At 68.7% G+C, this 26,780-nt stretch carries 28 protein-coding genes; 14 read left to right on the top strand and 14 right to left on the bottom strand.

Going from position 1 to position 26,780, the window contains the following annotated elements; genetic code table 11:
* Positions 1–3: 3 nt before the first annotated feature.
* The 4 genes from RT97_RS22690 to RT97_RS22675 form a co-directional block, all read right to left on the bottom strand.
* Complete coding sequence (locus tag RT97_RS22690) at positions 4–720, bottom strand: SDR family oxidoreductase (RefSeq protein WP_042581089.1); 717 nt, start codon at positions 718–720, stop codon at positions 4–6.
* A 29-nt stretch (positions 721–749) separates the two neighbouring features.
* The gene (locus RT97_RS22685) at positions 750–2,168 is read right to left on the bottom strand and encodes an MATE family efflux transporter (RefSeq protein ID WP_042581088.1); all 1,419 of its coding nucleotides are present in this window, start codon (positions 2,166–2,168) and stop codon (positions 750–752) included.
* A 19-nt stretch (positions 2,169–2,187) separates the two neighbouring features.
* A complete protein-coding gene (locus RT97_RS22680; RefSeq protein ID WP_042581087.1) occupies positions 2,188–3,504 on the bottom strand; it encodes an MFS transporter in 1,317 nt (438 codons plus the stop codon).
* Positions 3,505–3,609: 105 nt separating this feature from the next.
* A complete protein-coding gene (locus RT97_RS22675) occupies positions 3,610–4,065 on the bottom strand; it encodes a MarR family winged helix-turn-helix transcriptional regulator (protein WP_042581086.1) in 456 nt (151 codons plus the stop codon).
* A gap of 75 nt (positions 4,066–4,140) precedes the next feature.
* Between RT97_RS22675 and RT97_RS22670 the strand changes: the two genes are divergently transcribed.
* From RT97_RS22670 to RT97_RS22635, 8 genes are all read left to right on the top strand, one after another.
* Positions 4,141–4,689 carry a PaaI family thioesterase gene (locus tag RT97_RS22670; RefSeq protein ID WP_042581085.1) on the top strand — a complete coding sequence of 183 codons (549 nt, stop codon included), beginning with the start codon at positions 4,141–4,143 and terminating at the stop codon, positions 4,687–4,689.
* 131 nt (positions 4,690–4,820) lie between these two features.
* Entirely contained in the window at positions 4,821–5,879 is a 1,059-nt protein-coding gene (locus RT97_RS22665) for a Fe(3+) ABC transporter substrate-binding protein (protein ID WP_042581084.1), read from the top strand.
* A gap of 37 nt (positions 5,880–5,916) precedes the next feature.
* Complete coding sequence (locus RT97_RS22660) at positions 5,917–7,599, top strand: ABC transporter permease (protein WP_042581083.1); 1,683 nt, start codon at positions 5,917–5,919, stop codon at positions 7,597–7,599.
* Complete coding sequence (locus tag RT97_RS22655; protein WP_042581082.1) at positions 7,596–8,279, top strand: ABC transporter ATP-binding protein; 684 nt, start codon at positions 7,596–7,598, stop codon at positions 8,277–8,279. Before RT97_RS22660 ends, RT97_RS22655 begins: the two co-directional genes overlap by 4 nt.
* Positions 8,280–8,379: 100 nt before the next feature.
* Complete coding sequence (locus RT97_RS22650; RefSeq protein WP_042581081.1) at positions 8,380–9,060, top strand: glutathione S-transferase family protein; 681 nt, start codon at positions 8,380–8,382, stop codon at positions 9,058–9,060.
* A gap of 64 nt (positions 9,061–9,124) precedes the next feature.
* The gene (gloA, locus tag RT97_RS22645; RefSeq protein ID WP_042581080.1) at positions 9,125–9,538 is read left to right on the top strand and encodes a lactoylglutathione lyase; all 414 of its coding nucleotides are present in this window, start codon (positions 9,125–9,127) and stop codon (positions 9,536–9,538) included.
* Between the two features lie 18 nt (positions 9,539–9,556).
* The gene (locus RT97_RS22640; RefSeq protein ID WP_042581079.1) at positions 9,557–10,114 is read left to right on the top strand and encodes a DUF1697 domain-containing protein; all 558 of its coding nucleotides are present in this window, start codon (positions 9,557–9,559) and stop codon (positions 10,112–10,114) included.
* A gap of 114 nt (positions 10,115–10,228) precedes the next feature.
* Positions 10,229–12,421 (top strand): gamma-glutamyltransferase family protein, encoded by a 2,193-nt coding sequence (locus RT97_RS22635; protein WP_080898388.1) that lies wholly within the window; start codon positions 10,229–10,231, stop codon positions 12,419–12,421.
* Positions 12,422–12,442: 21 nt separating this feature from the next.
* Here the strand turns inward: RT97_RS22635 and RT97_RS22630 are convergent, their stop codons facing one another.
* The 4 genes from RT97_RS22630 to RT97_RS22615 form a co-directional block, all read right to left on the bottom strand.
* Positions 12,443–13,171: a haloacid dehalogenase type II gene (locus RT97_RS22630; RefSeq protein WP_042581077.1), complete on the bottom strand. Its 729-nt coding sequence runs from the start codon at positions 13,169–13,171 to the stop codon at positions 12,443–12,445.
* Between the two features lies 1 nt (position 13,172).
* Positions 13,173–13,808, bottom strand: coding sequence for a bifunctional 4-hydroxy-2-oxoglutarate aldolase/2-dehydro-3-deoxy-phosphogluconate aldolase (gene eda, locus RT97_RS22625; protein WP_042581076.1), 636 nt, complete (start codon positions 13,806–13,808; stop codon positions 13,173–13,175).
* A 161-nt stretch (positions 13,809–13,969) separates the two neighbouring features.
* A complete protein-coding gene (gene edd / locus RT97_RS22620) occupies positions 13,970–15,805 on the bottom strand; it encodes a phosphogluconate dehydratase (RefSeq protein ID WP_042581075.1) in 1,836 nt (611 codons plus the stop codon).
* Positions 15,806–16,016: 211 nt separating this feature from the next.
* Positions 16,017–16,580, bottom strand: coding sequence for an OmpA family protein (locus RT97_RS22615; RefSeq protein ID WP_042581074.1), 564 nt, complete (start codon positions 16,578–16,580; stop codon positions 16,017–16,019).
* A 141-nt stretch (positions 16,581–16,721) separates the two neighbouring features.
* Here RT97_RS22615 and RT97_RS22610 point away from each other — a divergent pair, with 141 nt between their 5' ends.
* Both RT97_RS22610 and RT97_RS22605 read left to right on the top strand, forming a co-directional pair.
* Positions 16,722–17,426 carry a gamma-glutamylcyclotransferase gene (locus RT97_RS22610; protein WP_042581130.1) on the top strand — a complete coding sequence of 235 codons (705 nt, stop codon included), beginning with the start codon at positions 16,722–16,724 and terminating at the stop codon, positions 17,424–17,426.
* A complete protein-coding gene (locus RT97_RS22605; protein ID WP_042581073.1) occupies positions 17,423–17,962 on the top strand; it encodes a superoxide dismutase family protein in 540 nt (179 codons plus the stop codon). Before RT97_RS22610 ends, RT97_RS22605 begins: the two co-directional genes overlap by 4 nt.
* Before the next feature lie 8 nt (positions 17,963–17,970).
* Here RT97_RS22605 and RT97_RS22600 read toward each other — a convergent pair whose 3' ends face one another.
* A complete protein-coding gene (locus RT97_RS22600) occupies positions 17,971–18,546 on the bottom strand; it encodes a nucleotidyltransferase family protein (RefSeq protein WP_042581072.1) in 576 nt (191 codons plus the stop codon).
* A gap of 29 nt (positions 18,547–18,575) precedes the next feature.
* On the opposite strand from RT97_RS22600, the gene pdxH reads away from it, so the two are divergent.
* A complete protein-coding gene (gene pdxH, locus RT97_RS22595) occupies positions 18,576–19,229 on the top strand; it encodes a pyridoxamine 5'-phosphate oxidase (RefSeq protein WP_042581071.1) in 654 nt (217 codons plus the stop codon).
* Positions 19,230–19,235: 6 nt separating this feature from the next.
* On the opposite strand, the gene RT97_RS22590 is transcribed toward pdxH, so the two are convergent.
* Positions 19,236–20,441 carry an OmpA family protein gene (locus tag RT97_RS22590; RefSeq protein ID WP_253278290.1) on the bottom strand — a complete coding sequence of 402 codons (1,206 nt, stop codon included), beginning with the start codon at positions 20,439–20,441 and terminating at the stop codon, positions 19,236–19,238.
* A gap of 24 nt (positions 20,442–20,465) precedes the next feature.
* Between RT97_RS22590 and RT97_RS32620 the strand changes: the two genes are divergently transcribed.
* Complete coding sequence (locus tag RT97_RS32620) at positions 20,466–20,825, top strand: hypothetical protein (protein ID WP_080898387.1); 360 nt, start codon at positions 20,466–20,468, stop codon at positions 20,823–20,825.
* A gap of 149 nt (positions 20,826–20,974) precedes the next feature.
* Here RT97_RS32620 and RT97_RS22580 read toward each other — a convergent pair whose 3' ends face one another.
* The 4 genes from RT97_RS22580 to msrA form a co-directional block, all read right to left on the bottom strand.
* Complete coding sequence (locus tag RT97_RS22580) at positions 20,975–21,925, bottom strand: AEC family transporter (protein WP_042581070.1); 951 nt, start codon at positions 21,923–21,925, stop codon at positions 20,975–20,977.
* A 145-nt stretch (positions 21,926–22,070) separates the two neighbouring features.
* A complete protein-coding gene (locus RT97_RS22575) occupies positions 22,071–24,176 on the bottom strand; it encodes a TonB-dependent receptor (RefSeq protein WP_042581069.1) in 2,106 nt (701 codons plus the stop codon).
* Between the two features lie 78 nt (positions 24,177–24,254).
* Complete coding sequence (locus RT97_RS22570) at positions 24,255–24,650, bottom strand: hypothetical protein (protein WP_042581068.1); 396 nt, start codon at positions 24,648–24,650, stop codon at positions 24,255–24,257.
* A gap of 24 nt (positions 24,651–24,674) precedes the next feature.
* Positions 24,675–25,226 (bottom strand): peptide-methionine (S)-S-oxide reductase MsrA, encoded by a 552-nt coding sequence (gene msrA, locus RT97_RS22565; protein WP_042581067.1) that lies wholly within the window; start codon positions 25,224–25,226, stop codon positions 24,675–24,677.
* 104 nt (positions 25,227–25,330) lie between these two features.
* On the opposite strand from msrA, the gene RT97_RS22560 reads away from it, so the two are divergent.
* Positions 25,331–26,008 carry a TetR/AcrR family transcriptional regulator gene (locus tag RT97_RS22560; protein WP_042581066.1) on the top strand — a complete coding sequence of 226 codons (678 nt, stop codon included), beginning with the start codon at positions 25,331–25,333 and terminating at the stop codon, positions 26,006–26,008.
* 92 nt (positions 26,009–26,100) lie between these two features.
* Positions 26,101–26,778, top strand: a complete 678-nt coding sequence (locus RT97_RS22555) for a protein-L-isoaspartate O-methyltransferase family protein (RefSeq protein ID WP_042581065.1) — start codon at positions 26,101–26,103, stop codon at positions 26,776–26,778.
* The last annotated feature ends 2 nt before the right edge of the window (positions 26,779–26,780 follow it).

Below are 26,780 nucleotides of genomic sequence, written 5' to 3'. Positions count from 1 at the left end.
CGCTCAGGCTGCCGCAGGCTTCGGCGCCGCCGCATAGGCCGGCGTCTCGCTCGACAAGCTCTGCTTGAGCTGCCGCGAAACCTCGTCGGCAAGCACCTCGGGCTTGCCCGCCTCCACGCCCGCGAACGCCTGCCGCGCCACGTCGTCGGGCGATGCCTTGGCGCCCGGCACGTGGGCCGCCATGTCGGTGTCCATGTAGGCCACGTGCACGCTCGTCACCTGCGTGCCCTGCCCGGCCAACTCGTTACGCAGGCCGTTGCTCAACGACCATGCGGCCGACTTCGTCGCGCTGTAGGTCGCCACGCTCGGAAAGCTCACCCAGCTCAGCGCCGACAGCACGTTGATGACCGCGCCGCCGCCGTGGGCCGCGAGCACCGGCGCAAAGGCTTGCGTGAGCGCCCAAGGGCCGAAGAAGTTGGTCTCGAACTCGGCCCGCGCCGCATCGACCGCATCGGCGCCGAGCAGGCTCGATCCGCGCGAGATGCCCGCGTTGTTGACGAGCAGCGTCACGTCGCCGCAGGCGGCCACCGCCGCGGCGATCTGCGCGGGCTGCGTGACATCGAGCGGCACCGGCGTCACCCCGGCCAGCGTGATGCTCTTCGGATCGCGCGCGGCGCCGTAGACCTTGCTCGCACCCGCCGCGAGCGCAGCCTTGGCAAAGGCCAGCCCGAGACCGCGGTTGGCGCCGGTGATGAAGACGACGGAATCCTTGATTTTCATGGGGAGCCTTTCGGTAGGTAGATAACTGTTCAGGCCTGCGACACCCGGCGCAGCAATCCGGTGGGCGTGCGCGGCCAGCCCACGCGGCCGAACCAGGCGCCTCCCGCGATCGCCGAGGCGATCACGATGCCGTACACCACCAGCGCCACGCCCTGCGCCGCGAACACGCCGGTGAGCCCGCCGCCCCAGCGCAGCGCAAGCCAGCCGCCCGTGCCCGCCACTGCGAGCCGCGCGATGTTGCCTAGCACCGGCCACAGCAGGCGGCCCGCGCCCTGCGAGGCGAAGTACAGAACCAGCCCCACGCCGAAGAAGCCGTAGAGCGGCCCCACCACGCGCAGGTAGTGCGCGCCGGTCTCGAGCATGGCCGGGTCGTTGCCGAACAGCAGCAGCCACGGCCGCGGGAATAGCGCGGCCGCCAGGCCAATGGTCTCGGTCAGCGCGAACGCCAGCGCCGCGCCGGCCCAGGTGGCGCGCAGCGCACGCTCACGCTGCCCCGCGCCCATGCAGGTGCCGACCATTGCGACCAGCGGCGCGCCCAGGCCGAACACCAGCGGCACCAGAAGGTATTCGAGCCGCGAGGCCGTGCCGTAGCCGGCCAGCGCGCCCGGGCCGAAGTGGCCGGTGAGCGCAGTGGCGATGCCGATCGAGAGATTGGTCGCCACCGTCGAGACCGCCCCCACGAGCCCGATGCGCAGGATGTCGCGGAACAGCGGCCAGCGCAGCTTGAGCGCCGAGAGCGCCGGCTTGAGCAGGCTGCGCGGCGATCGCAGATAGACGATGAGCGCAATAGAACCAAGCAGGTAGTACAGCAACAGCGCCATCGCGCCGCCGGCAATGCCCATGCCAGGAATCGGTCCCCAGCCGAAGATGAGGAGCGGCGACGCCGGGATGAGGAACACCACGCCCACCACCGTCACGTTGGCCGGCACCGACATGTTGCCGGTGCCGCGGATGATCGCGGCGAGCGAATTGAAGAGCCACACCAGCACCGCGCCCGCGAACACCCAGTTCGAGTACGTGAGCGCCGCGTCGAGCGAGGCGCCCGCGCCGCCCATGATTCCGTAGAGCCAGCGCCCGCCAAGAAGGAGGGCCAGCGTGAAGCACAGCCCGAAGCCCAGCGCGATGACCACCGCGTGCCACACAAGGGCATTGGCATCGTCGCGGCGGCGCGCGCCGAGCGCACGCGCGATCGACGAGGCGATGCCGCCGCCCACCGCGCCGCTGGAGGTCATCTGCATCAGCATGACGATCGGGAACACGAGCGCCATGCCGGCGAGCGCGTCGGTGCCGAGCTTGCCGACGAAGTAGGTCTCGATGAGCCCGACGGAGGCCTGCGCCACCATCACGAGCACGTTGGGGGCTGCAAGGCGCAGCAGCGTGGGCACGATGGGCGCCTCGAGCAGCAGGCGCGTGCGTGGGTCGAGTTCGGTGTTGGCGGCGGTGGTCATGGCGAGGCCTCCGAATGGGTCAGGCGCGCGCTGGCGTCGCGGGCGTGACCGGCGTGCCGGTCTTGGCTGCCGGCCGGCGGATCATCAGGACGATCACGGCCGCGACGAGGCAGGCCGCACCGGCGGCATAAAGCGCCGGCGTGTAGGTCAACAGCAGCGTGCGCGCAAAGCCCGCGCCGTAGGCGGCCGTGGCGGCGCCCAGCTGGTGCGCCGCAAAGATCCAGCCGAACACCAGGCCGACCTTGGCCGGGCCGAAGGTGGCGCCCGCGAGCTTGACGGTCGGCGGCACGGTGGCGATCCAGTCCAGGCCGTAGAACATCGCGAAGAGGCCCAGGCCGTAGATCGTGAACTCCGAATGCGGCAGCCAGAAGAGCGACAACCCGCGCAGGCCGTAGTACCAGAAGAGCAGCTTGCGGTTGTCGTAGCGGTCCGAGAGCCAGCCCGAAAGAATGGTGCCCACGAAGTCGAAGGCGCCCATCATCGCGAGCACCGACGCGGCGGGCACGGCGCCCAGGCCGTTGTCGCCGCACAGCGAGATGAAGTGCGTCTGCACCAGGCCGTTGGTGCTCAGGCCGCAGATGAAGAAGGTGCCGGCCAGGATCAGGAAAGTGCGGTTGGTCGCCACTTCCTTGAGCACGCGGAACGGCGTGGCGAAGTTCATCATCGCCGCGGGCGCGGCCGGTGCGGCGGGCTGCGTGCCGGGCTTCTCGCCGTAGGGCAGCAGTCCGACGTCGGACGGGCGGTTGCGCATGAGGCACAGCGCGAGCACCGCGATCAGCACGCTGCCGATCACGATCGGCACGATGGCCGAGCGCCAGCCCCAGTGCTCGATCATCCAGGCCGCGAACGGCAGGAAGGCCAGCTGCCCCGTCGCCGAACTTGCCGTGAGCATGCCGATGACCAGCCCGCGCCGCGCGACGAACCAGCGGTTGGCCACCACGGCGCCGAGCACCAGCGCCGTCATGCCGGTGCCCAGGCCCAGCATCAGGCTCCAGAGCACGAAGAGCTGCCACAGCTGCGAGGCCATCGTGACCAGCGCCATGCCCAGCCCCACCAGCGCAAGGCCGGTGCAGACCACCGCACGCAGGCCGTAGCGCTCCATCAGCACCGCGGCGAACGGGCCCATGAGGCCGAAGAGCGCAAACCGCAGCGCGAGCGCCGAGGAGATCTGCTCGGTGCTCCAGCCGAACTCCTTGGTGAGCGGCTGCAGCATGGCGCCCGGCAGGCCGAGCGCAGCCGACATCGTCAGCATGGTCAGGAAGGTGATGGCGGCGACGATCCATCCGTAGTGGATGCCGCGGCGCTGCAGCCATGCGGAAACTTGGGTGGCGAACATGGGGCCTCTGTTGTTGGAATGGGGTGTGGAGGAAAAAGGAATCCGGTCCGCGCGGCGATCGGCTCGGCTGCGCGGTTTGGAGGGTGTGGAAGATGTGGGTGCGCCTCAGTCGTGGAGGTCTGCGGCGTCGTCTGCGCCGAGCAGTTCGAGCGACTCGTCGATGAGCTGATGCAGCGCCAGCACGCGCTCCACGCCCAGCAGCGCGTTGAGCTTCTGCTGCGCGGTCTTCCAGTGGTGCTGGGCTTCGCGCCACTTGGCCTCGCCCTCTGGCGTGAGCGCCACGAGGAGGCTGCGCGCATCGGCGCCGGCGCTTTGTGCAATCCAGCCCGCGGCAATCAGCGGCTGCAGGTTGCGGCTCAAGGTGGAAGCGGTCATCTTGAGCTCGCTCGCGAGATCGACCGGGCGGGAAGAGCCCAGCCGCTTGAGGTGCGACAGCAGCGAGTACTGCGTGGTCTTCAGGCCGCTCTTGGACACCTCGGCGTCGTAGTGCGTCGACAGGCGACGCATGAGTTGTCGAACCTTGAAACTGGTGCAGCTGCGCGGCTTGGTCTGGATGTCCATGGGGTATTATTGTAGATGCAACTGTTGCATATGCAACTTCATCATCCCGCCAAAGCCCCCAGGAGGAACACAGGCATGACGCAACCCACCAGCCAGCTCGACGCATGGATCGCCGAGGAGCGCGTGATCATCGACCGCCTGGAACAAGGCCCCGGACCGGGCCTCGCTCGCCCCGAGCAGATCGCCGGCAAGACCGGGCTCGAGGTGATGCAGGCCATGCTGAACGGCGACATTCCTTATGCGGCCATCGCCAAGACGCTGGACTTCACGATCGTCTCGGTGAGCAAGGGCGTGGCCGTGTTCCAGGGCACGCCGCTCGCGCAGCACCTGAACCCGCTGGGCACCATCCACGGCGGCTGGGTCGCCACGATGCTCGATTCGGCCCTTGGCTGCTCGGTCCACACGATGATGCCGCCCGGCCGCGCCTACACGACCGCCGAACTGAGCGTGAACTACGTGAAGGGCCTCACGCCCAAGGTGCAGCGGGTGCGCGCCGAAGGCAAGGTGATCCACTGCGGCAAGCAGCTCGCGACCGCCGAGGCGCGGCTGGTCGGGGCCGACGGCACGCTGTATGCGCACGCCACGACCACGTGCCTGGTGTTCGAGATCCCCCAGGCCCGCTGACGCAGTAGGCCTTCGGCTTGTAAGTCCAAAAGGCGCCCCCTCCTCCTGCCTGTTGATAATCGTTCGCATCGGAGCCGCATGCCGGCCGCCGGTGTATCCCAAGAACACGTTATCGACCTGGAGGATCTGACATGACCCAACGCTCCGGCGCTCCCACCCGCGCTGCGCACGCACTGATCGGCGTCACCACCGCCTGGCTCGCCCTCACCGCCCTGCCCGCGCATGCCGCCGAAGAACTCACGCTCTACACGACGCGCGAGCCGGCGCTGATCCAGCCGCTGATCTCCGCCTTCAGCGCGCAAAGCAACATCAAGGTCAACACCGTGTTCGTGAAGGACGGGCTCCTGGAGCGCGTCAAGGCCGAGGGCGCGCGCTCGCCGGCCGACGTGCTGATGACCGTGGACATCGGCAACCTCATCGACCTGGTCGACGGCGGCGTGACGCAGCCCGTGAAATCGCCGGCGCTCGAATCGGCCATCCCGGCCAACCTGCGCGGCGCCGACGGCCAGTGGTTCGCGCTCTCGCTGCGCGCCCGCGTTCTCTACGCCGACAAGGCGCAGCCGCTCACAAGCTTCCGCTACGAAGACCTGGCCAACCCGAAATACAAGGGCAAGGTCTGCATCCGCGCAGGCCAGCACCCCTACAACACGGCCCTCGTCTCGGCGCTGATCGCGCACGACGGCGAAGCCAAGGCCGAGCAGTGGCTGCGCGGCGTGAAGGCCAACCTCGCGCGCAAGGCCACGGGCGGCGACCGCGACGTGGCGCGCGACATCCTCGGCGGCATCTGCGACATCGGCCTGGCCAACTCGTACTACGTCGGCCAGATGAAGAGTTCGAAGGAAGGCACCGACGCGCGCAAGTGGGGCGATGCGATCAAGGTCGTGCGCCCGACCTTCGCCAACGCGAAGAGCGGCGGCACGCACGTCAACATCAGCGGCGCGGCTGTGGCAAAGAACGCACCGCAGCGTGCCAACGCGGTCAGGCTGCTCGAGTTCCTGGTGTCCGAGCCGGCGCAGGCGCTCTATGCGCAGACCAACTACGAATACCCGGTGCGCAAGGGCGTGGCGCTCGATCCGATCATCGGCCAGAGCATCGGCGAGCTGAAGGTCGATCCGCTGCCGCTCACCGAGATCGCCAAATACCGCAAGCAGGCCAGCGCGCTGGTCGACAAGGTCGGCTTCGACCAGTGACGGTATCGATCGGGCCCGCCCTGTCGGTGCCTGAAGCATGCGAATGACACGGCGCCAGCCACCAGCCCTGCAGGCCGCAGGGCCGGTCTGGCGCCTTGCCTCGTTCTCGATCGCCGTCGGCGTGCTCGCGCCGGTGCTCACGCTCCTGTGGCTCGCATTCGGCTCGGGCGTCGGGCATTGGGGGCCGCTGTTCGCGCATGTGCTGCCGCAGGCGGCGCTCAACACGGCGCTGCTGCTGGCCGGTGTCGGCGCGCTGGTGCTGGTGATCGGCACCGGCTGCGCGTGGCTCGTCACTGCGCACGACTTTCCGGGACGCGGCGTGCTGCACTGGGCCCTGCTGCTGCCGCTGGCGATGCCGACCTACATCGTCGCCTTCGCGTACCTGGACCTGCTGCACCCGATCGGCCCGGTGCAGGGCGCGATCCGCTGGGTGCTGGGCTTCGACAGCCCGCGCCAGTTCCGCCTGCCCGACTTGCGCTCGATGCCGGGCGCGATCTTCGTGCTCGGCTTCGTGCTCTACCCCTACGTCTACATGACGGCACGCGCGATGTTCATGACGCAGCCGGCGCACCTGCTCGAAGCCGCGCGCACGCTGGGCGAAAGCCGGCGCGGCGCATTCTTTCGCGTGGCGCTGCCGCTCGCGCGCCCTGCCCTTGCGGTGGGCCTGAGCCTCGCATTGCTCGAAACGCTCAACGACATCGGCGCGTCGGAATTCCTCGGCGTCAACACGCTCACCGTGGCGGTCTACACGACGTGGATCACGCGCTCGGACCTGGCCGGCGCGGCGCAGATCGCCTGCGCGATGCTTTTCGTGGTGGTCGCGCTGGTCTGGCTTGAACGCAACGGCCGCCGGCACCAGCGCTTCGGCTCGGCGCAGCGCATGCGCGCGGTGCAGCCGCGGCGCCTGCATGGCGGTGCCGGCTGGGCGGCGACGACGGTCACCTCGCTACCGGTGCTGATCGGCTTCGCGGCGCCAGCGCTGTATCTCGTCTGGGAAAGCGCCAAGCGGCTGCGCCAGGGCGGCGGCGTTTCGCACGGGCTCATCGCGAGCCTCGGCAACACGCTCGCCATGGCAGCGGGCGTCACCGTGGTGGCCGTGGCGGCGGGACTGGTCGTCGCCTGGGCGGCACGCAGCCAGGGATCGGGCATCGCGAACCGCGCGCGCTGGCAGGCGCGCGCCGCCACGCTGGGCTATGCGGTGCCGGGCACGGTGCTGGCCATCGGCTTGCTCACGCCGGCGCTGGCCTTCGACGCCGCGCTCGCCACCGCGTTCGGCTGGCAGGGCCTGCCGCTGATGGGCGCTGGCATCGTGCTGGTCGTGGCTTGCGCGATCCGCTTTCTCGCGATGCCGGTGGGCGGCATCGAGGCCGGCCTCGCGCGCATTCCGCCTGCCATCGAGCAGGCCTCGCGCCTGCTCGGCGAAACCACCGCGGGCACGCTGCGCCGCGTGCACCTGCCGCTGCTGCAGCCGGCCATCGCCGCGGGCGCGCTGCTGGTCTTCGTCGATGCGATGAAGGAGCTGCCCGCAACGCTGCTGCTGCGCCCCGCCAACTTCGACACCCTGGCTACCTGGCTCTACGCCGAGGCCGCGCGCGGCACCTATGAAGAAGGCGCGATCGCGGCGCTCGCCATCGTGCTTGCCGGCCTGCTGCCGGTGGTGCTGCTGGCGCGCAACCAACTGGGCACGACGCCGGTTGCACCCGTTCCGGAAAACACATGAGCTCCGCGCTGTACCTCGAATCGATCCAGCTCGCGTACGACACGCCGCGTGGCCTGCACACGGTCGTCGACGATTTCTCGCTATTGCTCGCAGCCGGCCACATCGCCTGCCTCTTCGGCCCCTCGGGCTGCGGCAAGACCACGGTGCTGCGCGCCATCGCGGGATTCGAACCGCTGCGCGCGGGCTCGATCCGGCTGGACGACACCGTGCTGTCTTCCGCCCGCTCGCACCTGCCACCCGAGCAGCGGCGCGTGGGCATGATGTTCCAGGAGTACGCACTGTTCCCGCACCTCTCGGCCGCGAAGAACGTCGCCTTCGGACTGCGCCGCCTCGGCCACGCGGCGCAGCAATCGCGTGTGGCCGAGATGCTTGCGCTGGTGGGCCTGGCCGATGCGGGCGAACGCTATCCGCACGAGCTCTCGGGCGGCCAGCAGCAACGCATCGCGCTGGCCCGCGCGCTCGCGCCCTCGCCTGCGCTGCTGCTGCTCGACGAGCCCTTCTCCAACCTCGACGGCGCCACGCGCGAACGCCTGACCGCCGAGGTGCGCGGCATCCTGAAGCAGGCCGGCCAGACCGCCATCCTGGTCACGCATAACGAGGCCGAGGCGCAGGCGATGGCCGACCGCATCGGCGTGATGCACAACGGCCGCATCACGCACTGGCTCGACACCGCGGCCTAGCACAAGGCGCCTCGACAGCGAATGGGCTTTTCGGGAAAAGGTTGTTCGGGATCGCAAGAATCGCGGCGATCCAAGCAAACAACCGAAGACGGAGAGCCCCATGTCCCAACCCCTCACCCTCGTCAGCCACCTGCTGTGCCCCTACGTGCAGCGCGCCGCCATTGCGCTCGGTGAAAAAGGCGTGCCCTTCGAGCGCGTCGTGATCGACCTGGCGAACAAGCCGCAATGGTTTCTCGACATCTCGCCGCTGGGCAAGGTGCCGCTCCTGAAGGTGCATCGCGCGGACGGCACCGAGGCCGTGCTGTTCGAGAGCAACGTGATCTGCGAGTACCTCGAAGAAACGCAGCCCGGCGCGCGCCTGCACCCCGAAGAACCGCTCGCCCGCGCCGAGCACCGCGCATGGATGGAGTTCGGCTCGGCCATCCTGGCCGACCTCTGGGGTTACGAGACCACGCAGGACGCGGCCATCTTCGAGCAGAAGCGCCTCGCGCTGGTCGGCAAGTTCGAGCGCGTCGAGGCAGCGCTCGGCGCCGGCCCCTACTTCGCGGGCAAGAGCTTCAGCCTGGTCGATGCGGTGTTCGCACCGGTGTTCCGCTACTTCGAGGTGTTCGACACGCTCATCGATTCGCGCATCTTCGCGGCGCTCCCCAAGGTCGATGCCTGGCGCACGGCGCTGGCCGCCCGCCCGAGCGTTCGCGATGCGGTGGTGCCCGAGTACCCGCAGCACCTGATGGAATTCCTCAAGCGCCACGAGTCCCATCTGCTGACGGCGGCAGCTTGATCGCCGCGGCGGGAGGCCGACAATAGCGGCTTCCCCCTTCCATAAAACCACACGGCACCACGAGATGCGACTTCTTCACACCATGCTGCGCGTTGGCAACCTCCAGCGCTCCATCGATTTCTATACCAAGGTGCTCGGCATGAACCTGCTGCGCACGTCCGAGAACCCCGAGTACAAGTACAGCCTCGCGTTCATCGGCTTCGACAAGGGCAACCCCGACCAGGCCGAGATCGAGCTCACCTACAACTGGGGTACCGAGAGCTACGAGCTGGGCACCGCCTACGGCCACATCGCGCTCGGCGTGCCCGATGCGTATGCGGCCTGCGAAAAGATCAAGGCCGCGGGCGGCAACGTGACGCGCGAGGCAGGTCCGGTCAAGGGCGGCACGACAGTGATCGCCTTCGTGACCGATCCGGACGGCTACAAGATCGAACTCATCCAGCGCGCTGAATCCGCCGAGGGCGCAGGCCTTCGCTGAAGCGCTTCGGGTAACGCCATGGCAAGCCCGAAAAAAGAGAAGAAGACGACACGCCACGTCGCGCTGCTGCGTGGCGTGAACGTCAACGGCATCACGATCAAGAGCGCGGACCTGAAGGCGCTCTTCGTCGAGCTCGGCTTCGATGATGTGCGCACGGTGCTCGCGAGCGGCAACGTGCTCTTCGACACCGACGCGAGCGATGCCGGCGCGCTGCGCAAGCGCATCGAGCACGCCCTGCGCGAGCGCTTCGGCTACGACGCGTGGATCGTGCTGCTCACGCAGAAGCAGGTGGCCGGCATGGCCGAGGCGTACCCCTTCGAGCGCATCGACGAAGAGCGCCACCCGTACCTCGTGTTCGGCTCCGACCCTGCGATGCTCGACGAGGTGATGGAGAAAGCCGGCACCGTCGATCCCGAGGTCGAGCGCCTGAAGCAAGGCAAGGGCGTGCTCTATTGGCAATGCCCGCGCGGCCAGAGCACCGACACGCCGGTGGCCAAGCTGCTGGCGAAGACGCGCTACAAGTCGAGCACGACCGCGCGCAACCTGCGCACCGTGGAGAAGCTGCTCGCTGACTGAGCTTCTGTAAAGTGGCCCGCACACCGGGAAAGCGTGAACCTGGTGGCACGCGAGTTGCAATAAATTGAAAAGCCGACCGACCGGTACAGCGTCGGCATTTTCATTTCTTCCACGATGCACACCTCCCGATTCCTTCCTGTCGCGGCCCTCGCTGCGGCCATGCTCACCGCCTGCGGCGGTGGCTCCGGCGGCTCGTTCAGCTTCAGCCCGCTGCCGATCACCAACGCACCGCCTCCGCCACAGCCTCCGGCCGGCCCGCCCGGCACCGACGCGCCACCGGTCGTGCGCTTCGATCCCGCCGTGTGCATGCAGCAGGCGGGGGCGCCCCACGGCCAGACGGCCGGCATCACCGGCACCAACCTGATGGTGACCTCCGCGCACTACGAAGCGTCGAAGGCCGGCTGCAAGATCCTGGCGACTGGCGGCAGCGCCATCGATGCAGCGGTTGCCGTGCAGGCCGTGCTGGGCACGGCCGAGCCGTTCGCCTCGGGTCTGGGCGGCGGCACGCTCATCACCTACTACGACGCGGCGAGCAAGAAGGTGCGCACCTTCGACGGCCTCTCCGCCGCCCCATCGAGCACCGGGGGAGCGACAACGGTCTACCAGGCCGTCGCACAGGACGTGTCCACCACGCCGCCGTACAACCTCTGCAAGTCGGGCCTCACGGTGGGCGCAAGCGTCTCCTCGCAGCAGGGCAACACCAACATCTCCGCTCGCGCCGTGGGCATTCCGGGCACGGTGGCGGTGCTCGACCTGGTGCACCGCAGCTACGGCAGGAAGGCCTGGAACACGCTCTGGGACGACGCCATCGGCCTGGCCGAAAACGGCTTCCCGATGACGAAGTACATGTACGCCACGCTCTACGCCGACAGCGCCGAGTTCGACGACGACGGCAACCCGGTCTCCGCAGGCACCGGCGTGGCCGCCTGGGTGAACTCGGCCAACACAGTCAGGGGCGCACCCCGCTGCAAGTACCCCGACATCGCCAAGCGCTACTGCGACCCGGCCGATGCCTCGGGGCAGAAGCCGCTGGCCATCGGCACGCTCATCAAGAATCCCGAGCTCGCGCAGACCATGAAGCTCGTGCGCGACGGCGGCGCCAGCGCCTTCTACGACCCGGCGCGGGACACGGTGAAAGCCATCGTGCAGCGCACCACGCTCGGCAGCCTGCCGTGCAGGTCGATCCTCCCGAACTCGGGACCGGCGGGCAACCCGAGCACCGCGACGACCATCGCGTCGATTCCGAGCCTGATGGTGCACGCCGACTTCCCGGCCTACAAGGCGGTGGAGCGCAAGCCGCTGGCCGGCACGCGCTTCGGCACGACCATCTACACGCAGCCCGCGCCGTCGTTCGGCGGCTTCGTCACGCTGTATTCGCTCGGCATCCTGGAGCGCAAGCACGTGCAGGACGAGAAGGCGCTCGACACGCCGCGCTTCGTCTACCTCGCGGCCGAGGCGAGCCGGCTCGCGAACGTCGACCGGCGCGCCGTCATTGGCGATCCGGCCTATTCGAACAGCAACGCACGCGCCTCGGTGCTCCTGAGCGACATCGAACTCGACAAGCGCGCCGCGCAGATCGGCGAGACCGCGTTCGCCACCGCGCCCGCGGGCAACATCGGCAGCTTCGTGGCGACGGACCCGGCCGGCTACGACACGATGGCCGCGCTCGCCAAGCCCCGCAGGACGATGCTCGCCAAGGCGTCGAGCGGCGCCGCGCACGACGAAGACTGGAACACCACGAGCAACGTCGCCATCGTCGACGGCTACGGCAACGCGCTCTCGATGACCACCACCATCAACACGCACTGGGGTGCGCACATCGAGGCGGCCGGGATCATGCTGAACAACGTGATGTCGAACTTCTCGGCCGGCACGCCGCTCAGCGGCTCGGACGTGAACGGCTACGCGGGCACCAAGCGGCCCCGCACCTCGATCGCACCAGCCATCGCCTTCGACGGCAACGGCAATCCGCGGCTGGTGTGGGGCTCGGCGGGCGGCGGGCCGATTCCCGACTACATCGTGAAGACCTTCATGGGCAACGTCGTCTACGGGCTGGACCTGCAGGCGGCCGTCAACGCGCCCAACTTCACGGGTCAGAACGGCAATGCGGAACTGGAGGCCGGCTCGGCGCTGGCGCCGCTCGCGGCCGACATGCGCACGCGCTTCGGCTACACGACGGACAACCTGCTGGTGACGGGCCTCCTGAGCGGCATCAGCGGAATCGCGGTGACGCAGAACCCGAATGGCAGCGCCACCTACAGCGGCGCTGCGGACAACCGCCGCTCGGGCGCCGCGAATGGATATTGACCGCGAAGGCCGGGCTGCCGCTCAGCAGCCCAGCAGGTCGGCCAACTGGTCGATGTCGCGCGCATGCAGGCTGTTCTCGGCCTGCGGCGAAACATCCTTCGGCTGCGCGCGGCCGAACTCGTGGGGGCGCTCGATGTAGGCGGTCTTCAGGCCGCACACGCGCGCTGCCGCGAGGTCGTCGTGGTGCGCGGCGGCGAGCATCACCTGCCCCGGCGTCGCATCGAACACCCCGGCCACGCCCAGGTAGGTGCGCGGATCAGGCTTGTACGCCTTGAACACCTCGGCCGACAGCACGCAGTCCCAGGGCAGGCCCGCGCGCTTGGCCATCTCGGTCAGGAGGCCGATGTTGCCGTTCGAGAGCGTGCAGATGGTGAACTTCTTCTTGAGCCGCGTGAGCCCCGCCACCGAATCGGGCCACGCCGGCAGCCGGTGCCATGCGCGGCTCAGGTCGCGCTTGGCGGCCGAGTCGAGCCGGTCGGCCAGGTCGAAGTCGCGCAGCACCCGCTCGAGCATGCTCAAGTGAAGCTCGTCGAGCAGCGTGAAGCCGCCCTCGCCGGCCGCGATGCGCTCCATCACCGCCTTCATCGCGGGCTGGTAGCCGGCGCGCCAGGCGAGCGCGAAGGTCGCGCCTTCCACGCCCGGCAGCGCGCGCTCGACTTCGGCGGCGATGCCGCTGTGCCAGTCGACCACCGTGCCGAAGACGTCGAACGCGATGACCTTGAGGTCGCTCGCGTCGAACTCGGCGCGCATGTCAGCGGGACAGCTGGCTCGCGGCGCGTGCCAGCTGTTCGATGCGTGCCCAGTCGCCGTCGCGGATCGCATCCGTCGGCACGATCCACGAGCCGCCCACGCAGGCCACGTTCGAGAGCGCCAGGAACTCGGCCGCGTTGCCCGCGTGGATGCCGCCCGTCGGGCAGAAGGTGACGTCGCCGAACGGACCTTGCCACGCCTTGAGCATCGGCAGGCCGCCTGCTTGCAGCGCGGGGAAGAACTTGAGCTCGGTGTAGCCGTCTTCCTGCGCCGTCATGATTTCGCTGCCGGTCGCCACGCCGGGCAAGAGCGGCAGGCCCAGGTCGTGGCAGGCCTTGCCGACCGAGCGCGTGTAGCCCGGGCTCACGCCGAACTTGGCGCCGGCCAGCGCCGAGGCCTGTGCATCGGCCGCGCTGCGGATGGTGCCCGCGCCGGCCACGGCCTCGGGCACTTCCTTGGCGATGGCCTCGATGCACTGCAGCGCCTGCGGCGTGCGCAGCGTGACCTCGAGCATGCGGATGCCGCCGGCCACCAGCGCGCGCGCCAGCGGAATGGCGTCTTTCACATCGTTGAGCACGATGACCGGGATGACCGGTGCGTCGCGCATCACGTCGAGTGCGGTGAGTTTGTCTGCCATTTCCATTGCTCCAGTACGTTATTCACGGCCCGCGGTCTGAAAACCCGCAAGGCCAAATCAAGAAAACACCGCGGAACCGGCTCTGCCGGGCCGCAGGTGTTGCCCCCTGTAGGGGGAAGGCGAAGCGACACGAAGTGCGCGAAGCCTGGGGGCGAGCTCATTCACAGCCATGAGCAGGCGCCTTCTTCAGCAGTCAATGCATTGCGGCGCATGCCGGCGAACAGTTCGCGGCCGAGGCCGTGTCCGTCGGCGATGCGCTGCGCCTCGGGCAGCGTCGCGATGTCGCGGGCGGCCCATTCGTCTTCGGGCAGCAGCACGGCGAGCGTACCCGCTACCGCGTCCAGCCGGATCACGTCGCCGTCGCGCACCTTGGCGAGCGGTCCGCCCGCGGCCGCCTCAGGCGACACATGGATGGCGGCCGGGATCTTGCCCGACGCGCCGCTCATGCGACCGTCGGTGACCAGCGCCACGCGAAAGCCCTTGCCTTGCAGCACCGACAGCGGCGGGGTGAGCTTGTGCAGCTCGGGCATGCCGTTGGCCTGCGGGCCCTGCCAGCGCACCACGCAGACCACGTCACGCTCCAGCTCGCCGGCCGTGAAGGCCTTCTGCAGCGCGGCCTGCGAATCGAACACCCGCGCGGGCGCTTCGATCACATGGCGGTCGTCGGGGACGGAGGACACCTTGATCACGCTGCGGCCCAGGTTGCCGCTCAGCAGCTTCAGGCCGCCGGTGGCGCTGAACGGCTCGGCCACCGTGCGCGCGACCGCGTCGTTCTTCGACGGCGCGGCGGGCGTCCAGCTCAGGCGCTGCTCGCCGCCTTCAACCAGCGTCGGGATGTTGGCGAATTCGCTGATGCCGCCCGCGCGAACCGTGAGCACGTCGCCGTGCATCAGGCCCGCATCGACCAGCTCGCCGATCACGAAGCCGGGGCCGCCCGCGGCCTGGAACTCGTTCACGTCGGCGCTGCCGTTGGGGTACACGCGGGTGAGCAGCGGAATGATGTCCGAGAGCTTCGAGAAATCGTCCCAGTCGATCACGATACCCGCCGCACGGGCCACCGCGACCCAGTGGATCAGGTGGTTGGTGGAGCCGCCGGTGGCCAGCAGCGCGGCCATGGCGTTGACGATGCAGCGCTCGTCGACCATCTCGCCGATCGGCGGGCAGTTGAAGGCGACCTCGCTCGCCTTGCCGAGCACCGTGCGCACCGCCTCGCGCGTGAGCGTCTCGCGCATCGCATCGCCGGGCTGGATGAAGGCCGTGCCGGGCACGTGCAGGCCCATGGCTTCGAGCAGCATCTGGTTGCTGTTGGCGGTGCCGTAGAAGGTGCAGGTGCCCACCGTGTGATAGGCCGCCATTTCCGCATCGAGCAGCCCTTGCCGGCCCACGAGGCCCTGCGCCGCTTGCTCCCGCACCTTCGACTTGGCGTTGTTCGAGAGGCCCGAAGGCATCGGCCCCGCGGGCACGAAAACGGTCGGCAGGTGGCCGAAGTGCAATGCGCCGATCAAAAGGCCCGGCACGATCTTGTCGCACACGCCGAGCATCAGCGCGCCATCGAACATGTCGTGCGTGAGCGCGATGGCGGTGCTCATGGCGATGACGTCGCGGCTGAAGAGGCTCAGCTCCATGCCGGGCGTGCCCTGCGTGACGCCGTCGCACATCGCGGGCACGCCGCCGGCTACTTGCGCGGTGGCGCCCAGGCGCCTTGCCTCCTGCTTGATGATGTCCGGGTAGCCCTGGTACGGCGCGTGGGCCGAGAGCATGTCGTTGTAGGCGGTGACGATGCCCAGGTTGGGCGCGCGCTCGGTCACCACCCTGAACTTGTCGTTGGCCGGGATGCCGGCCACGGCATGCGCCACGTTGGCGCAGCCCATGCGGTCGGAGCCGCGGTCGCGGTCGCGGATGTCGGCCAGCCTCGCGAGGTAGGCGCTGCGCGTGCCACGGCTGCGCTCGCGGATGCGATCGGTGACGTCGCGGACGGTGGGGTGTGTGCTGCTCATGGGGGTAGTTGGCTCTTGCTGCGTGTCGCCGAAGCGACTGGGGGCCTGGAGGCCCATCGTACCAAGCCAGCCACAAACGGCCGATGAAATCCGGGCGCCAAACGATACGAATTTACTCAGGCATGGCCCATGGCGCCCTCACGCGCTGAACCCATGAAAAAGCCCGGCGTCACCGGGCTTTTTTGCGGGGATTTGCGGGCGGACGGAGGTGTCAGTCCACCAGCCGGGCTTCGACGCGGCGCGCCTCGGCGTTGTTGCCCGAGCCCGCCGTCACCTCGGGCTTGTGCAGGTCGATCTTGCCGGCCGGCACGCCCAGGCCCACGAGCACGTCGCGCACCATCTCGGCGCGCTTCTTGGCGAGCGATTCGTTGATGGCGGCATCGCCCGTGGTGTCGTGGAAGCCCGAGACCACCACCTTCCGGCCGCTCTCCACGCCCTTGATGACCGCGGCCAGCGCCTCGGCGGCGCCCGGTGCGAGGTCGGCGCTGCCGGTCGCGAAGTAGAAGTTCACCACGCCGTTGACCACGCGGATGCTCGCGCCGTCGGGGATCGTGACCGTGACCGTCTCGGTCACTTCGGCCAGCTTGGGCGCCTCGCCGGGCGGAGGCGAAGAAACGACCACCGCCGGCGGCTTGGCCGGTGCGGCGACCGCGGCGCTCGTGGCACTGTGGCCCTTGTGCCAGATCACGATGCCCACCACGAAGAAGATCACCAGCGCGATCAGCGCCATGAGAAAGCCGAGGATGAAATTCTGCTGGCCGTCGTCGTCGCTCATGGGTGCGCGTGCTCCGTAATTGAGGGGTCGGTAAATAATGGTGCGGTGAACCATGACAAGGAAATTGTAGGCGGCGCTCCTGACAGGCCCGTGTCGGACCCCGCGCCGAATCCGGACCCCGGACCGCCGGGCCTCGACCCCATGCCCAAGCCTCTGCGCGACCCACAACCCATGCTCGAGCGGGCGATTGCCGACTGGGGCGGACACGATGATCTGTGGCTCTTCGGCTACGGCTCGCTGATCTGGCGGCCGGAGTTCGGCTTCATCGAGCGCCGTCCGGCCTGGGTGCACGGCTGGCACCGGGCGCTGAAGATGTGGAGCCGCGTGAATCGCGGCAGCGTGCAGACGCCGGGCCTCGTGTTCGGCCTCCTCTCGGGCGGCAGCTGCCGCGGCATGGTGTTCCGGGTGCCGAAGGCCGAGGGGCTGGAGACGCTGCGCCGCCTCTGGCTGCGCGAAATGCCCACCGGCGTGTACGACCCCAAGTGGCTGCGCTGCGGCACGGCCGAAGGCCCGGTCAACGCGCTGGCCTTCACGCTCTCGCGGCGCAGCCCCAACTTCACGGGCGACTTGAGCGACGAGCGCTACCGCCACATCTTCGCCAACGCGGTCGGCCGCTACGGGAGCTCGCTCGACTATGCGCAGCAGACCCTGCTGGAGCTGCGGCGGCATTCGATCCACGATGCGGCGCTGGCCCGGCTGGTGGCGCTGGCCGAGGCCGAACAGGCATCCGCGGCAGCGGCCGATTGCGATGCCCCCCCGGCTCCGGTATATGTTCCGGGGTCTTCCGACAATTCTTCCCAACCTTCATCCGGGGCTTCATCCGGACCGTCCAAGGAAAAACCATGAACCATCGTCGTCTCTTCGCCACCGGCACCGCCCTCCTGGCTACGGCCGTGCTCGCCGCCTGCGGCAGCATGGGCGGCAAGCCCAGCACGTCCGTCGAACTGGTGCCGACCGCCGCGATCACGCCCAACCCGACCCGCGGCACGGTCAAGCTCACTGCCCTGGACCACGGCGTGCGCGTCTCGGGCGAAGTGCGCGGCCTCGTGCCGGGCAGCGAGCACGGCTTCCACATCCATGAAAAGGGCGATTGCGGCGACAACGGCAATGCCTCGGGCGGCCACTTCAACCCGACCGGCGGCACGCACGGCAAGTTCGCCGCGCCGGGCAGCCACGCGGGCGAACTGCCGAGCTTGGTGGCCGACGCCGGCGGCGTGGCGCGCTTCAGCGTGGACGACCACTCGATCTCGCTGACCGACGGCGCCGTCAACAACGTGGTGGGCCGCGCGCTGGTGGTGCATCGCGACCGCGACGACTTCACGACGCAGCCGGCCGGCAACTCGGGCCCGCGCATCGCCTGCGCAGTGATTCCGAAGGGCTGATCCGGCCGCTAGCGGCCCGCGCGCTCCAGCCACAGCGCCTCGGCGCGCGCGAGGGCTTCGGGCGTGTCGATGTCGGTCACGATGCCGGCGTCGTCCACCGCGAGATCCGCGACCGAATCGATGGCGCGCATCGACCGCAGGACGGGCGCCGCGCCCAGGTTCCCTTCCAGTGCCGCGAGCTGCGCGCGACACCCGGCGGCAAACGCGACCGGGTGGCCGCGCTCTCCCATGAACTGCGGCTGCACGGCATTGACCCGCCCGTTGAGCGCAGCGGCCACCGCCTGAAGCGTCTCGGGCCGCACCAGCGGCAGGTCGCCCGGCAGGATCAGCCAGCCGATGGCGTTGGGCGTGGCACGCACCGCGGCGGCGATCGAGTCGCCCATGCCCGGATGACCAACATCCTCCAGGCGCCACGGCAGGCCGCTTGCGCGCACGGCATCGAGCGTGCGTTCCAGGACCGGTTTGCCCGCAAGCAGTGCCTTGAGCTTGGAGCCGGTGCCGCCGGCGGCGATGAAGCGCTCTCCGCGGCCCGAGGCCAGCACGATCACCGTGGGGGAATTCGCCTTTGTCGCCTTTGTGGTCATGGTCCGAGTATGTGCGCAACAATCCCGGCATGACCTCCCCTCTCTCCAACGAAGCGCTCGCCGCGCTGCGCAAGAGCTACGAACGCGCCGAGCTCGGCGAAGCCCACAGCGCGGACGACCCGCTGAAGCAATTCGAACGCTGGCTCACCGAGGCCATCGACGCGCAGGTGCCCGAGCCCAATGCGATGACGCTGTGCACCGTGGGCAGCGACCTCAGGCCATCGAGCCGTATCGTGCTGATCAAGGGCTACGACGCGCGCGGCCTCGTCTGGTACACCAACTACGAAAGCCGCAAGGGCCGCGAGCTCTCGGGCAATCCGTATGCGTCGCTGCAGTTCCACTGGGTCGAGCTCGAGCGCGTGGTGCGCATCGAGGGCCGCGTCGAGAAGGCCGGCGCCGACGAGAGCGACGCCTACTTCGCGAGCCGCCCGCTCGACTCGCGCATCGGCGCCTGGGCCAGCCCGCAGAGCGAAGTGATCAGCGGCCGCGACGTGCTGGTGAAGAACGCGGCCGTGGCCGCTGCCAAGCACCTGCTCTCGCCGCCGCGTCCGCCGCACTGGGGCGGCTACCGGCTGGTGCCGGACCGCTGGGAGTTCTGGCAGGGCCGCAAGAGCCGGTTGCACGACCGGCTGCGCTACCGGCTCGAAGGCGCGGACTGGGTGCGCGAGCGGCTCGCCCCCTGAATCCGGTCAAGCGTCGCAGCCGACCACTTTGAATTCGACGCGACGGTCCAGCGCGTCGCTCGCATCGTCGGCTCCGGTGCCGACGATGTTCTCGCGAAAGCCCATGCCCGATTCGCGCAGCTTCTTCGCGAGCGGCGGCGCCTCGGTCGCCAGCCGCGACTTGACGCTCACCGCGCGCTGCAGCGACAGCCGCTCGTTCACCGACTCCGAGCCCGTGCGGCTCGTGTGCCCCGTCACCACCACGCATGAATCGATCTGTGCAGCCTGCCGCGCGATCTGCCGCAGCCACATCGGGTAGGCGGCGCTGATCTTCGGATCGGCAAGGAAATCGGTCGAGCCCGGCTTGAAGAGGAACTTGACGCTCAGGTTGTTGGTTTCCAGGCCCAGTCGCGCGATGGTGCCGAAGGTCTTTTCGGCATCGGCCGTGCGCCCGAGTTGAGATTGCGTGAGGTACATGCCGCTGTAGATGCGCAGCTGCTGGCCGTCGGGCCGCTTTGCCGCCGCCTCGTAGCGAGCGAGCGCCTCGCTCATGCGGCCGGCTTCGTAGGCCGCGGTGGCTTCCTGCAGCACGGTCGAGGTCGGCAGGCGCTCCAGGTACAGCGCATCGGCGGCCTGCCCCGGCTGGGTCTCGGCGGTGCGGATGTAGCCCTCCACGCCGCGGTCCTTGCCGTTCACCGGGCTGTCGCGAAAGAACGCGGTGGGGCGCGTGTCGAGCGTCGCATCGCTGATGCGCGTGACCGATTGCGCGATCACCATGCCGCTCTTGATTTCGGTGAGCGCGAGGTTCAGCCGGTAACGCCCGCCGGTGGCCTCCTTGTCGCGCATCAGCGTGCCGTTGAGCACGTACTGCGCGTTGCCCAGCTCTGCGGAGTTGAACGGCGTCACGGTGAACTGCTTGAACTGCGCCTGCATGCGCTGCACGATGCGCTGCTCGGCCACGCGCGTCACCTCGGTCTGCTGGCCGCTCGCGCCTTCGAGCAACGGGTCGATCACGATGCGGCGCTGCGAGAGCGACGACTCGACCTTCGCGAGAAACGCCGGCAGCTTCTGCGTCTGCACCATCAGGTCGTCCACCGCCTGGTTGACGGCCTGGTCGAAGGGCATGGCGTTGCCCGGCGCGGGGCGGGTGGCGCAGGCGGCGGCGAGCGCGGCGGCGCACAGGGTCAGCACGCGCAACGCGGTGCGGACCCGTCGAGTGGTGGTGTTCATCATCAGCACTGGCTCCTCAATGTCTTCATGTCCTCGTCCGACAGCGGCTCGCCGACCGCGGCGCGCATGTTGATGTCGGTGCAGCGCTTCGATGGCGCAGGCTTTTTTGCAACGGGCTCTTTCTGCGCCTCGTACGGCGAGGCGGGCGCCGCCGATGCCGTTGCCTGCGGCCTGGGCTTCGCAACCGGTCGGGCCGCGGGCGCGGGCTTCGGCTCGGCCTCCGCTGGCTTTTCGGGCTTCTCGGGTGCATCGCGCGGCACGTTGACCGAGAGGCACGGCGTCCTGCACGGCTTGCCATCGGCCGCCGCCCGCGCGGGTGGGCCGAAGAGCGCGATCACCGTCGCGACCACCGCCATAGCAACAAGGGGCGAAGAGCACGCCGGGTAAATCATCAGCCGGCAAATGTAGGGCGATGGGCGCGGCGCGCCATTCCACCAAACGGCCACCCCTGCCAAACGGCATAGGGGCCGGCGAGCAGCCGATAAAGCGAAAGGCCGCGAGCAGGATGCGCGCGGAAAACCGAAGGACTCAGGCGCTCAGGGGAGCCATTGCACCCAGACCATCACGAGCGTGAGGGTGCCGAGCGCGAGCACCGTGGACACCGCCACGCTGGCCGTCACGAGGTCTTCGGCCGTGCGGTAGCGCTGCGAGAACAGGAACACGTTGGCGCCGATGGGCAGCGCCGCCGCCACCACCATCACGGTGAGCGGGATGCCGCGCACGCCGAGCAGCCAGCCGATGCCGGCCACCAGCAGCGGATGCAGCAGGTTCTTCACCAGCGCCTGCACCAGCGCGCCGCGCCAGTGGCGCCCGATGGGCGTGAGCGCGAGCGTGATGCCCACCATGACGAGCGCCACCGGGCCGAAGGCCTGGCCGAGCAACTGGATGGGCTTGTCGATCACCTCGGGCATCACGAGGCCGGTCTGCGCGAACAAGAGGCCCGCGATGATCGGCAGCGGCACCGGATGGATGATGGCGTTGCGCAGCGCACGCAGCACGGTGCGCGCCATCGAGCGCTTCTCTTCGCCGCTGACCACCGCATGTTCACGTGCGACGGCCAGCTCCAGCACGAGGGTCGCGCTGGTCATGAGCACCAGCGAGTGCAGCGAGATGAGCGTCAGCAGTACGACCATGCCCGCCTCGCCGTAGGCCAGGCCCACGAGCGCGATGCCGATCATCACGGTGTTGCTGTAGGTGTTGGCCAGCGCGATCACCGCGGCCGTGCGGTTGAAACCGCGCAACGCGAGCGTGCCCGCGAAGAGCAGGCCCGAGGCGATGAAATACGCCGCAACCGGCTTCAGGCTGAGCTCCTGCACATGCACCGTGCTCATGGCGCGGAACAGCAGCGCGGGCGCGAGCAGCAGGAAGATGAGGTTCGACAGGTCCTTCACCGCATTGCCGCCGATCCACCGGCGCTTGCCGGCGAGATACCCCGCGGCGATGAGGATGACGACGGGGAGCAGCGAGGAGATGACGAAAGAGTTCACGCGGCGAGGATAGCCGCCTTGCTCCTTCCCCCTCTGGGGGAACGCTGGGATGGGGGCAAGCGGCGCCTGCAAAAGCCATGGCCTCGTCACTGGCCGCTTGCCCCCACCCCTGCACTCCCCCAACGGGGGAGCGAGCCACTCAGCATCAGAACGTCACGCGCAACCCGACCTTCATCGACCGCCCCGGCAACGGCGCGTTCGGATACACCGTCGTCGTGAGGATCGACGTCGGGCTGTAGGCCAGCTTGTTGGTGATGTTTTCGATGCGCGCATACCAGGTGAGGTTGGCGCGCTGCACCTTCATGCGGTACGAGATGGCCGCATTCCACAGCGTGTAGGCATCGGTTTCGCGCGCCCCCACGCTCGGCACGTGGCGCTGCGCCGCGTTGTAGTCGAAGCCCAGGCGCGCGCTCCACGGGCCGTTGCCGTACACCAGCGTCGCACCCGTGCGGAACGGCGCGATGCGCGGCAGCGGCTCGCCGGTGTCCAGGTTCTTCGCGCGCACCACGTCGCCGCGCCATTCGAGGTCGAGCGTGGAGGCGTCGGCCATGCGTCCGAAGCCGTCGGTGCCCAGCAGGCGCAGGTTGCCGCTCGCCTCGATGCCGGTGAAGCGCGCGCGCACGCCGCTGTAGAGGTACTCGGCCAGCGTGTCGGTGGCCGCGGGGTCGGTCACGACCTGGCCTTCTTCGTCGAGCGTGCGGCCCGAGGCGGTGAGGCCGATGTAGTTGCTGAAGCGCGTGACGTAGGCATTCACGCGGGCCGTGTTGGGGCCCGACTTCCATTGCGCGCCGAGATCCAGGCCCGTCGACTTTTCCTTCTGCAGGTTCGGGTCGCCCACTTCCCACGCGGCCGTGGCCACGTGCGGGCCGTTGGCGAGCAGTTCGTAGTCCTTGGGGGCGCGCTCGGTGTAGGCGAGGTTCGATGTCAGCTGCCACTGCGGCGTGAGGTTGACCAGCGCGCCGAACGCCGCGCTGTGCGGGTTGAAGGTGCGCTCGCCGATGGCGAAGCGCGTGACCGTCGGATCGTCCGGATAGCCCAGCGAGCGGATGCGGACCTTCTCGGTGCGCGCGCCGAAGCTCAGCTTGCCCCACGAGGCGCCGTACTCTTCATAGAGGAAGAGCGCGTTCGAGCGCGTGCGGCTGTGCGGCGCAAAGGCTTCCTCGCCATCGGCGGCGAAGCGGTTGGTCTCGCTGCTGAAGCCTACGAGGCCTTCGAAGTTGCCGATCTTCTGGTGGCGCGCCTCCACGCGCAGGTCGTTGCTCATGTTCGAGAACGTGGTGCCGGCCTCGGGGCCCTCGAACTCGGTGTGGCGGTAGTTGGTGTGGCTCACCTTGGCGTGGATGCTGCTGATGATGCCGCCCGGGCGCCACTCGCCTTCGAGTGCGTAGCGGTCGGACTTCATGCGGATGGTCACGTCGTCCTCGGCCACGGTGCCGTAGTTGCTGCGATAGGTGCTGGCCGAGGCCCCGATCCAGCCCTTGTCGAAGAAGAGCGTGCCGCCGACCGCGCCGCCGTTCGCCTCGTTGGCCGAGTTGCAGATCTTGCGGGCGCGCCACGGCGAGCCGGGCTTGCTGCAATCCAGGTCGATGGGCACCGAGACGTCTTTCGAGTCGCGGTTGAAGGCATCGACGTGCAGTGCGAAGCGGTCGTTGCCGCCTTCGAGCACCACGCCGCCGTTCTTTTCCTTGTTGCCGGTGGAAAAGCCCAGGTCGGCACGGCCGCCGAAGCCGTTGATGGGCTCGGTCGGGATGCGGTTGTCGATCACGTTGACCACGCCGCCCACGGCGCTGCCGCCGTACTGCAGCGCCGAGGGGCCGCGCAGCACCTCGATGCGGTCGGTGACCAGCGCGTCGACAGGCACCGCGTGGTCGTAGCTCAGCGCCGAGGCGTCGGGCGCGCCGCCGCCGTTCTGCAGGATGCGGATGCGGTCGCCGTCCTGCCCGCGGATGATCGGGCGGCTCGCGTTGGGCCCGAAGTAGCTGCTGCTCACGCCGGGCAGGTTGTTGAGCGTCTCGCCGAGGGTCGAGTCGGAACGCAGCAGGAGTTTTTCGCCAGAGAGCGTGACGGTCGGCGCGATCAGGTCGTTGGTGCCGAGCGGATTGCCGGTGACGGTGATGGCGGCCAGGCCCGGGGCATCGGCGGTCTGGGCCTGAGTCTGGGTCTGGGCGGCTTCCTGGGCGTGGGACGCAGCGGCGAAGGCGAGCGAAAAAACGGCGACGCCGATGGCGTGGCGACGGAAATTGGGAATCATGGTGAACACTCGTTGAATCAATGGACGGCACGCCGTCACCCGCACAAGGCAGGCGCAGCGACCGGAACACGGGGGGATTCAGCGAGTGGAAGGCGGGCCGCGCGCGTCGAACAGCGCAACCCAGCGGGCGATGGCTTCGCCCTGCAGATAAGCAAACGTGGCCGAGGGCAGCAGCACCGGCAGCACCACCAGCGGCACGCCGGGAACGCTCGATCCGTGCGAGAGCTGGTCGTAGAGCCGGCACTCGGCATCGGTGTGGTCGCCGAAGAGGCTGACCACGCCGTGGCCCGGGTGGACGTGGGCGCCCTTCTCGGCCTGTGCCGCCTGGACCGTGGCCGCCGCGGCCGGCAGGCCGGGCACGTGCAGCGAACGGTGCATCACGCCCAGCGTGCCCGCGAACCACAACGCGATCGCCAGCACGACGAGGATCGCGCGGGTCGAGAAGTGCGGGGATTGGCGGGAGGACAGCAGCACGGAAACGGAGGGATCAGGCTTGGATCAGGACTTGACGCGGGAGGCGAAGGTCTTCTGGAACTTCTCGACCTTGGGACCGACGACGAACGCGCAGTAGCCCTGGTTCGGGTTGTTCAGGAAATAGTCCTGGTGGTAGGCCTCGGCGGTCGAATAGTTGGCGAGGGGCGCCACCTCGGTCACGACGGGCGCGCTGTAGGTCTTGCTGGCCTCGATCTCGCGGATGACGTCTTGCGCTACCTGCTTTTGCGCGTCGCTCGTGTAGTAGATGCCGCTGCGGTATTGCGTGCCGACGTCGTTGCCCTGGCGGTTGAGCGTTGTCGGGTCGTGCACGACGAAGAAGATCTCCAGGATCTCGCGAAGGCTGATCTGGGCGGGGTCGAATTCGAGCTTCACGACCTCGGCGTGGCCGGTGCGACCGGTGCAGACCTGCTCGTAGGTCGGGTTGACGACCTGGCCGTTGCAATAACCCGACTCCACGTCGAGCACGCCCTGCACCCGGTCGAAAACCGCTTCGGTGCACCAGAAGCAGCCTCCGCCAATCACGATGGTTTCGGTGGGCGACGGCGGGGAAGACATGGGTACTGCTCCGGCAGGTTGGAAATCGGCGAACCCGATATTGTCGCGGCTTGACGTGGCGGATGCCGGTCACTACATTACTAACCCGCGAGTCATTAGCCCACATGCCCACTCCCCGTTCCCTCGTCGACAAGTTCTGCCCGGTGCGCTCCAAGCGAGAGCGCCGCAAGGAAGCACGCCCCGGCGAACTGCTGGCCGCCGCGCTCGACCTGTTCGTCGAAAAAGGCTTCGCGGCCACCCGTTCCGAGGAAGTGGCAGCGCGCGCCGGCGTCTCCAAGGGCACGCTCTTTCTGTATTTTCCGAGCAAGGAAGAGCTCTTCAAGGCCGTGATCATGGAAAGCCTGGGCGGCCGTTTCACCGAGTGGAACGCCGAATTCGAGGCCTTCGAGGGCACCACCGCCGAGATGCTGCGCTACTGCATGAACGTGTGGTGGGAGCGCGTGGGCATGACCAAGGCCTCGGGCCTGACCAAGCTCATGATGAGCGAAGGCGGCAATTTTCCTGAACTGGCGGAGTTCTACCGCCAGCAGGTGGTGCGCCCCGGCCACGACCTCTTGCGGCGCATCCTGCAGCGCGGCATCGACCGCGGCGAATTCGCGCCGGTCGACATCGACCATGCGATCTATTCGGTGATCGCGCCCATGGTCTTCCTGATGCTGTGGAAGCACTCGGCCATGGTCTGCGTCGACGGCGAAAGCGCCCTGGACCCCGAGAAATTCCTCGCCACCCAGGCCGAAACCGTGCTCTATGGGCTCAGCGTGCGACCCGAAGGCAAGGCATGAAGAAGACTCTCGTATGGCCGAGCGGGCCGCTGGCGTCATCCGGGCCACCTAAAATTGAAGGTTTGTCCTGAGCCCACAAGGAAAGCCACGCCATGAACCCCACCCCCACCCTCGAGCGCTTGCGCTTCAACATGATCGAACAGCAGATCCGCCCCTGGGATGTGCTGGACATGGACATCCTCGACCTGCTGTCCACCATCCACCGTGAAGACTACGTGCCGGAAGCCCACCGCACGCTCTCCTTCTTCGACATGGAGCTGCCGCTGCTCGACGGCTCCGTGCCCGGCGAATTCATGCTCTCTCCCAAGGTCGAGGCCCGCACGCTGCACGACCTGAAGGTGCAAAAGCACGAGTCCGTGCTCGAAATCGGCACCGGTTCGGGCTTCATGGCCGCCCTGCTCGGTGCCCGCGCCGCCCAGGTGCTGTCGCTCGAAATCAACCCCGTGCTGGCCGCACGCGCCGCCGAGACGCTGCGCCAGAACGGCGTTGCCAACGTCGAAGTGCGCCATGCCGACGGCGCCGTGCCCCTGGCGAGCGGCCCGAGCTTCGACGTGATCGTGCTGAGCGGCTCGGTCGCCCGCATTCCGCAGAACCTGCTGGGATCGCTGAAGGTCGGCGGGCGCCTCGCGGCCATCGTGGGCGAGGAGCCGATGATGCGCGCCCACTTCGTCACCCGCACCAGCGAAAGCAAGTGGGACACGGTCCAGCCCTGGGACACCGTGGCGCCGCGCCTCCTGAACTTCCCCGAGCCCTCGCGCTTCTCGTTCTGAGC

The sequence above is a fragment of the Variovorax paradoxus genome (genome assembly GCF_000834655.1).
Taxonomy (GTDB): domain Bacteria; phylum Pseudomonadota; class Gammaproteobacteria; order Burkholderiales; family Burkholderiaceae_C; genus Variovorax; species Variovorax paradoxus_F.
The sequence above is the reverse complement of the archived record's forward strand: the minus strand, read 5'-3'. Positions and strand labels throughout refer to the sequence as shown.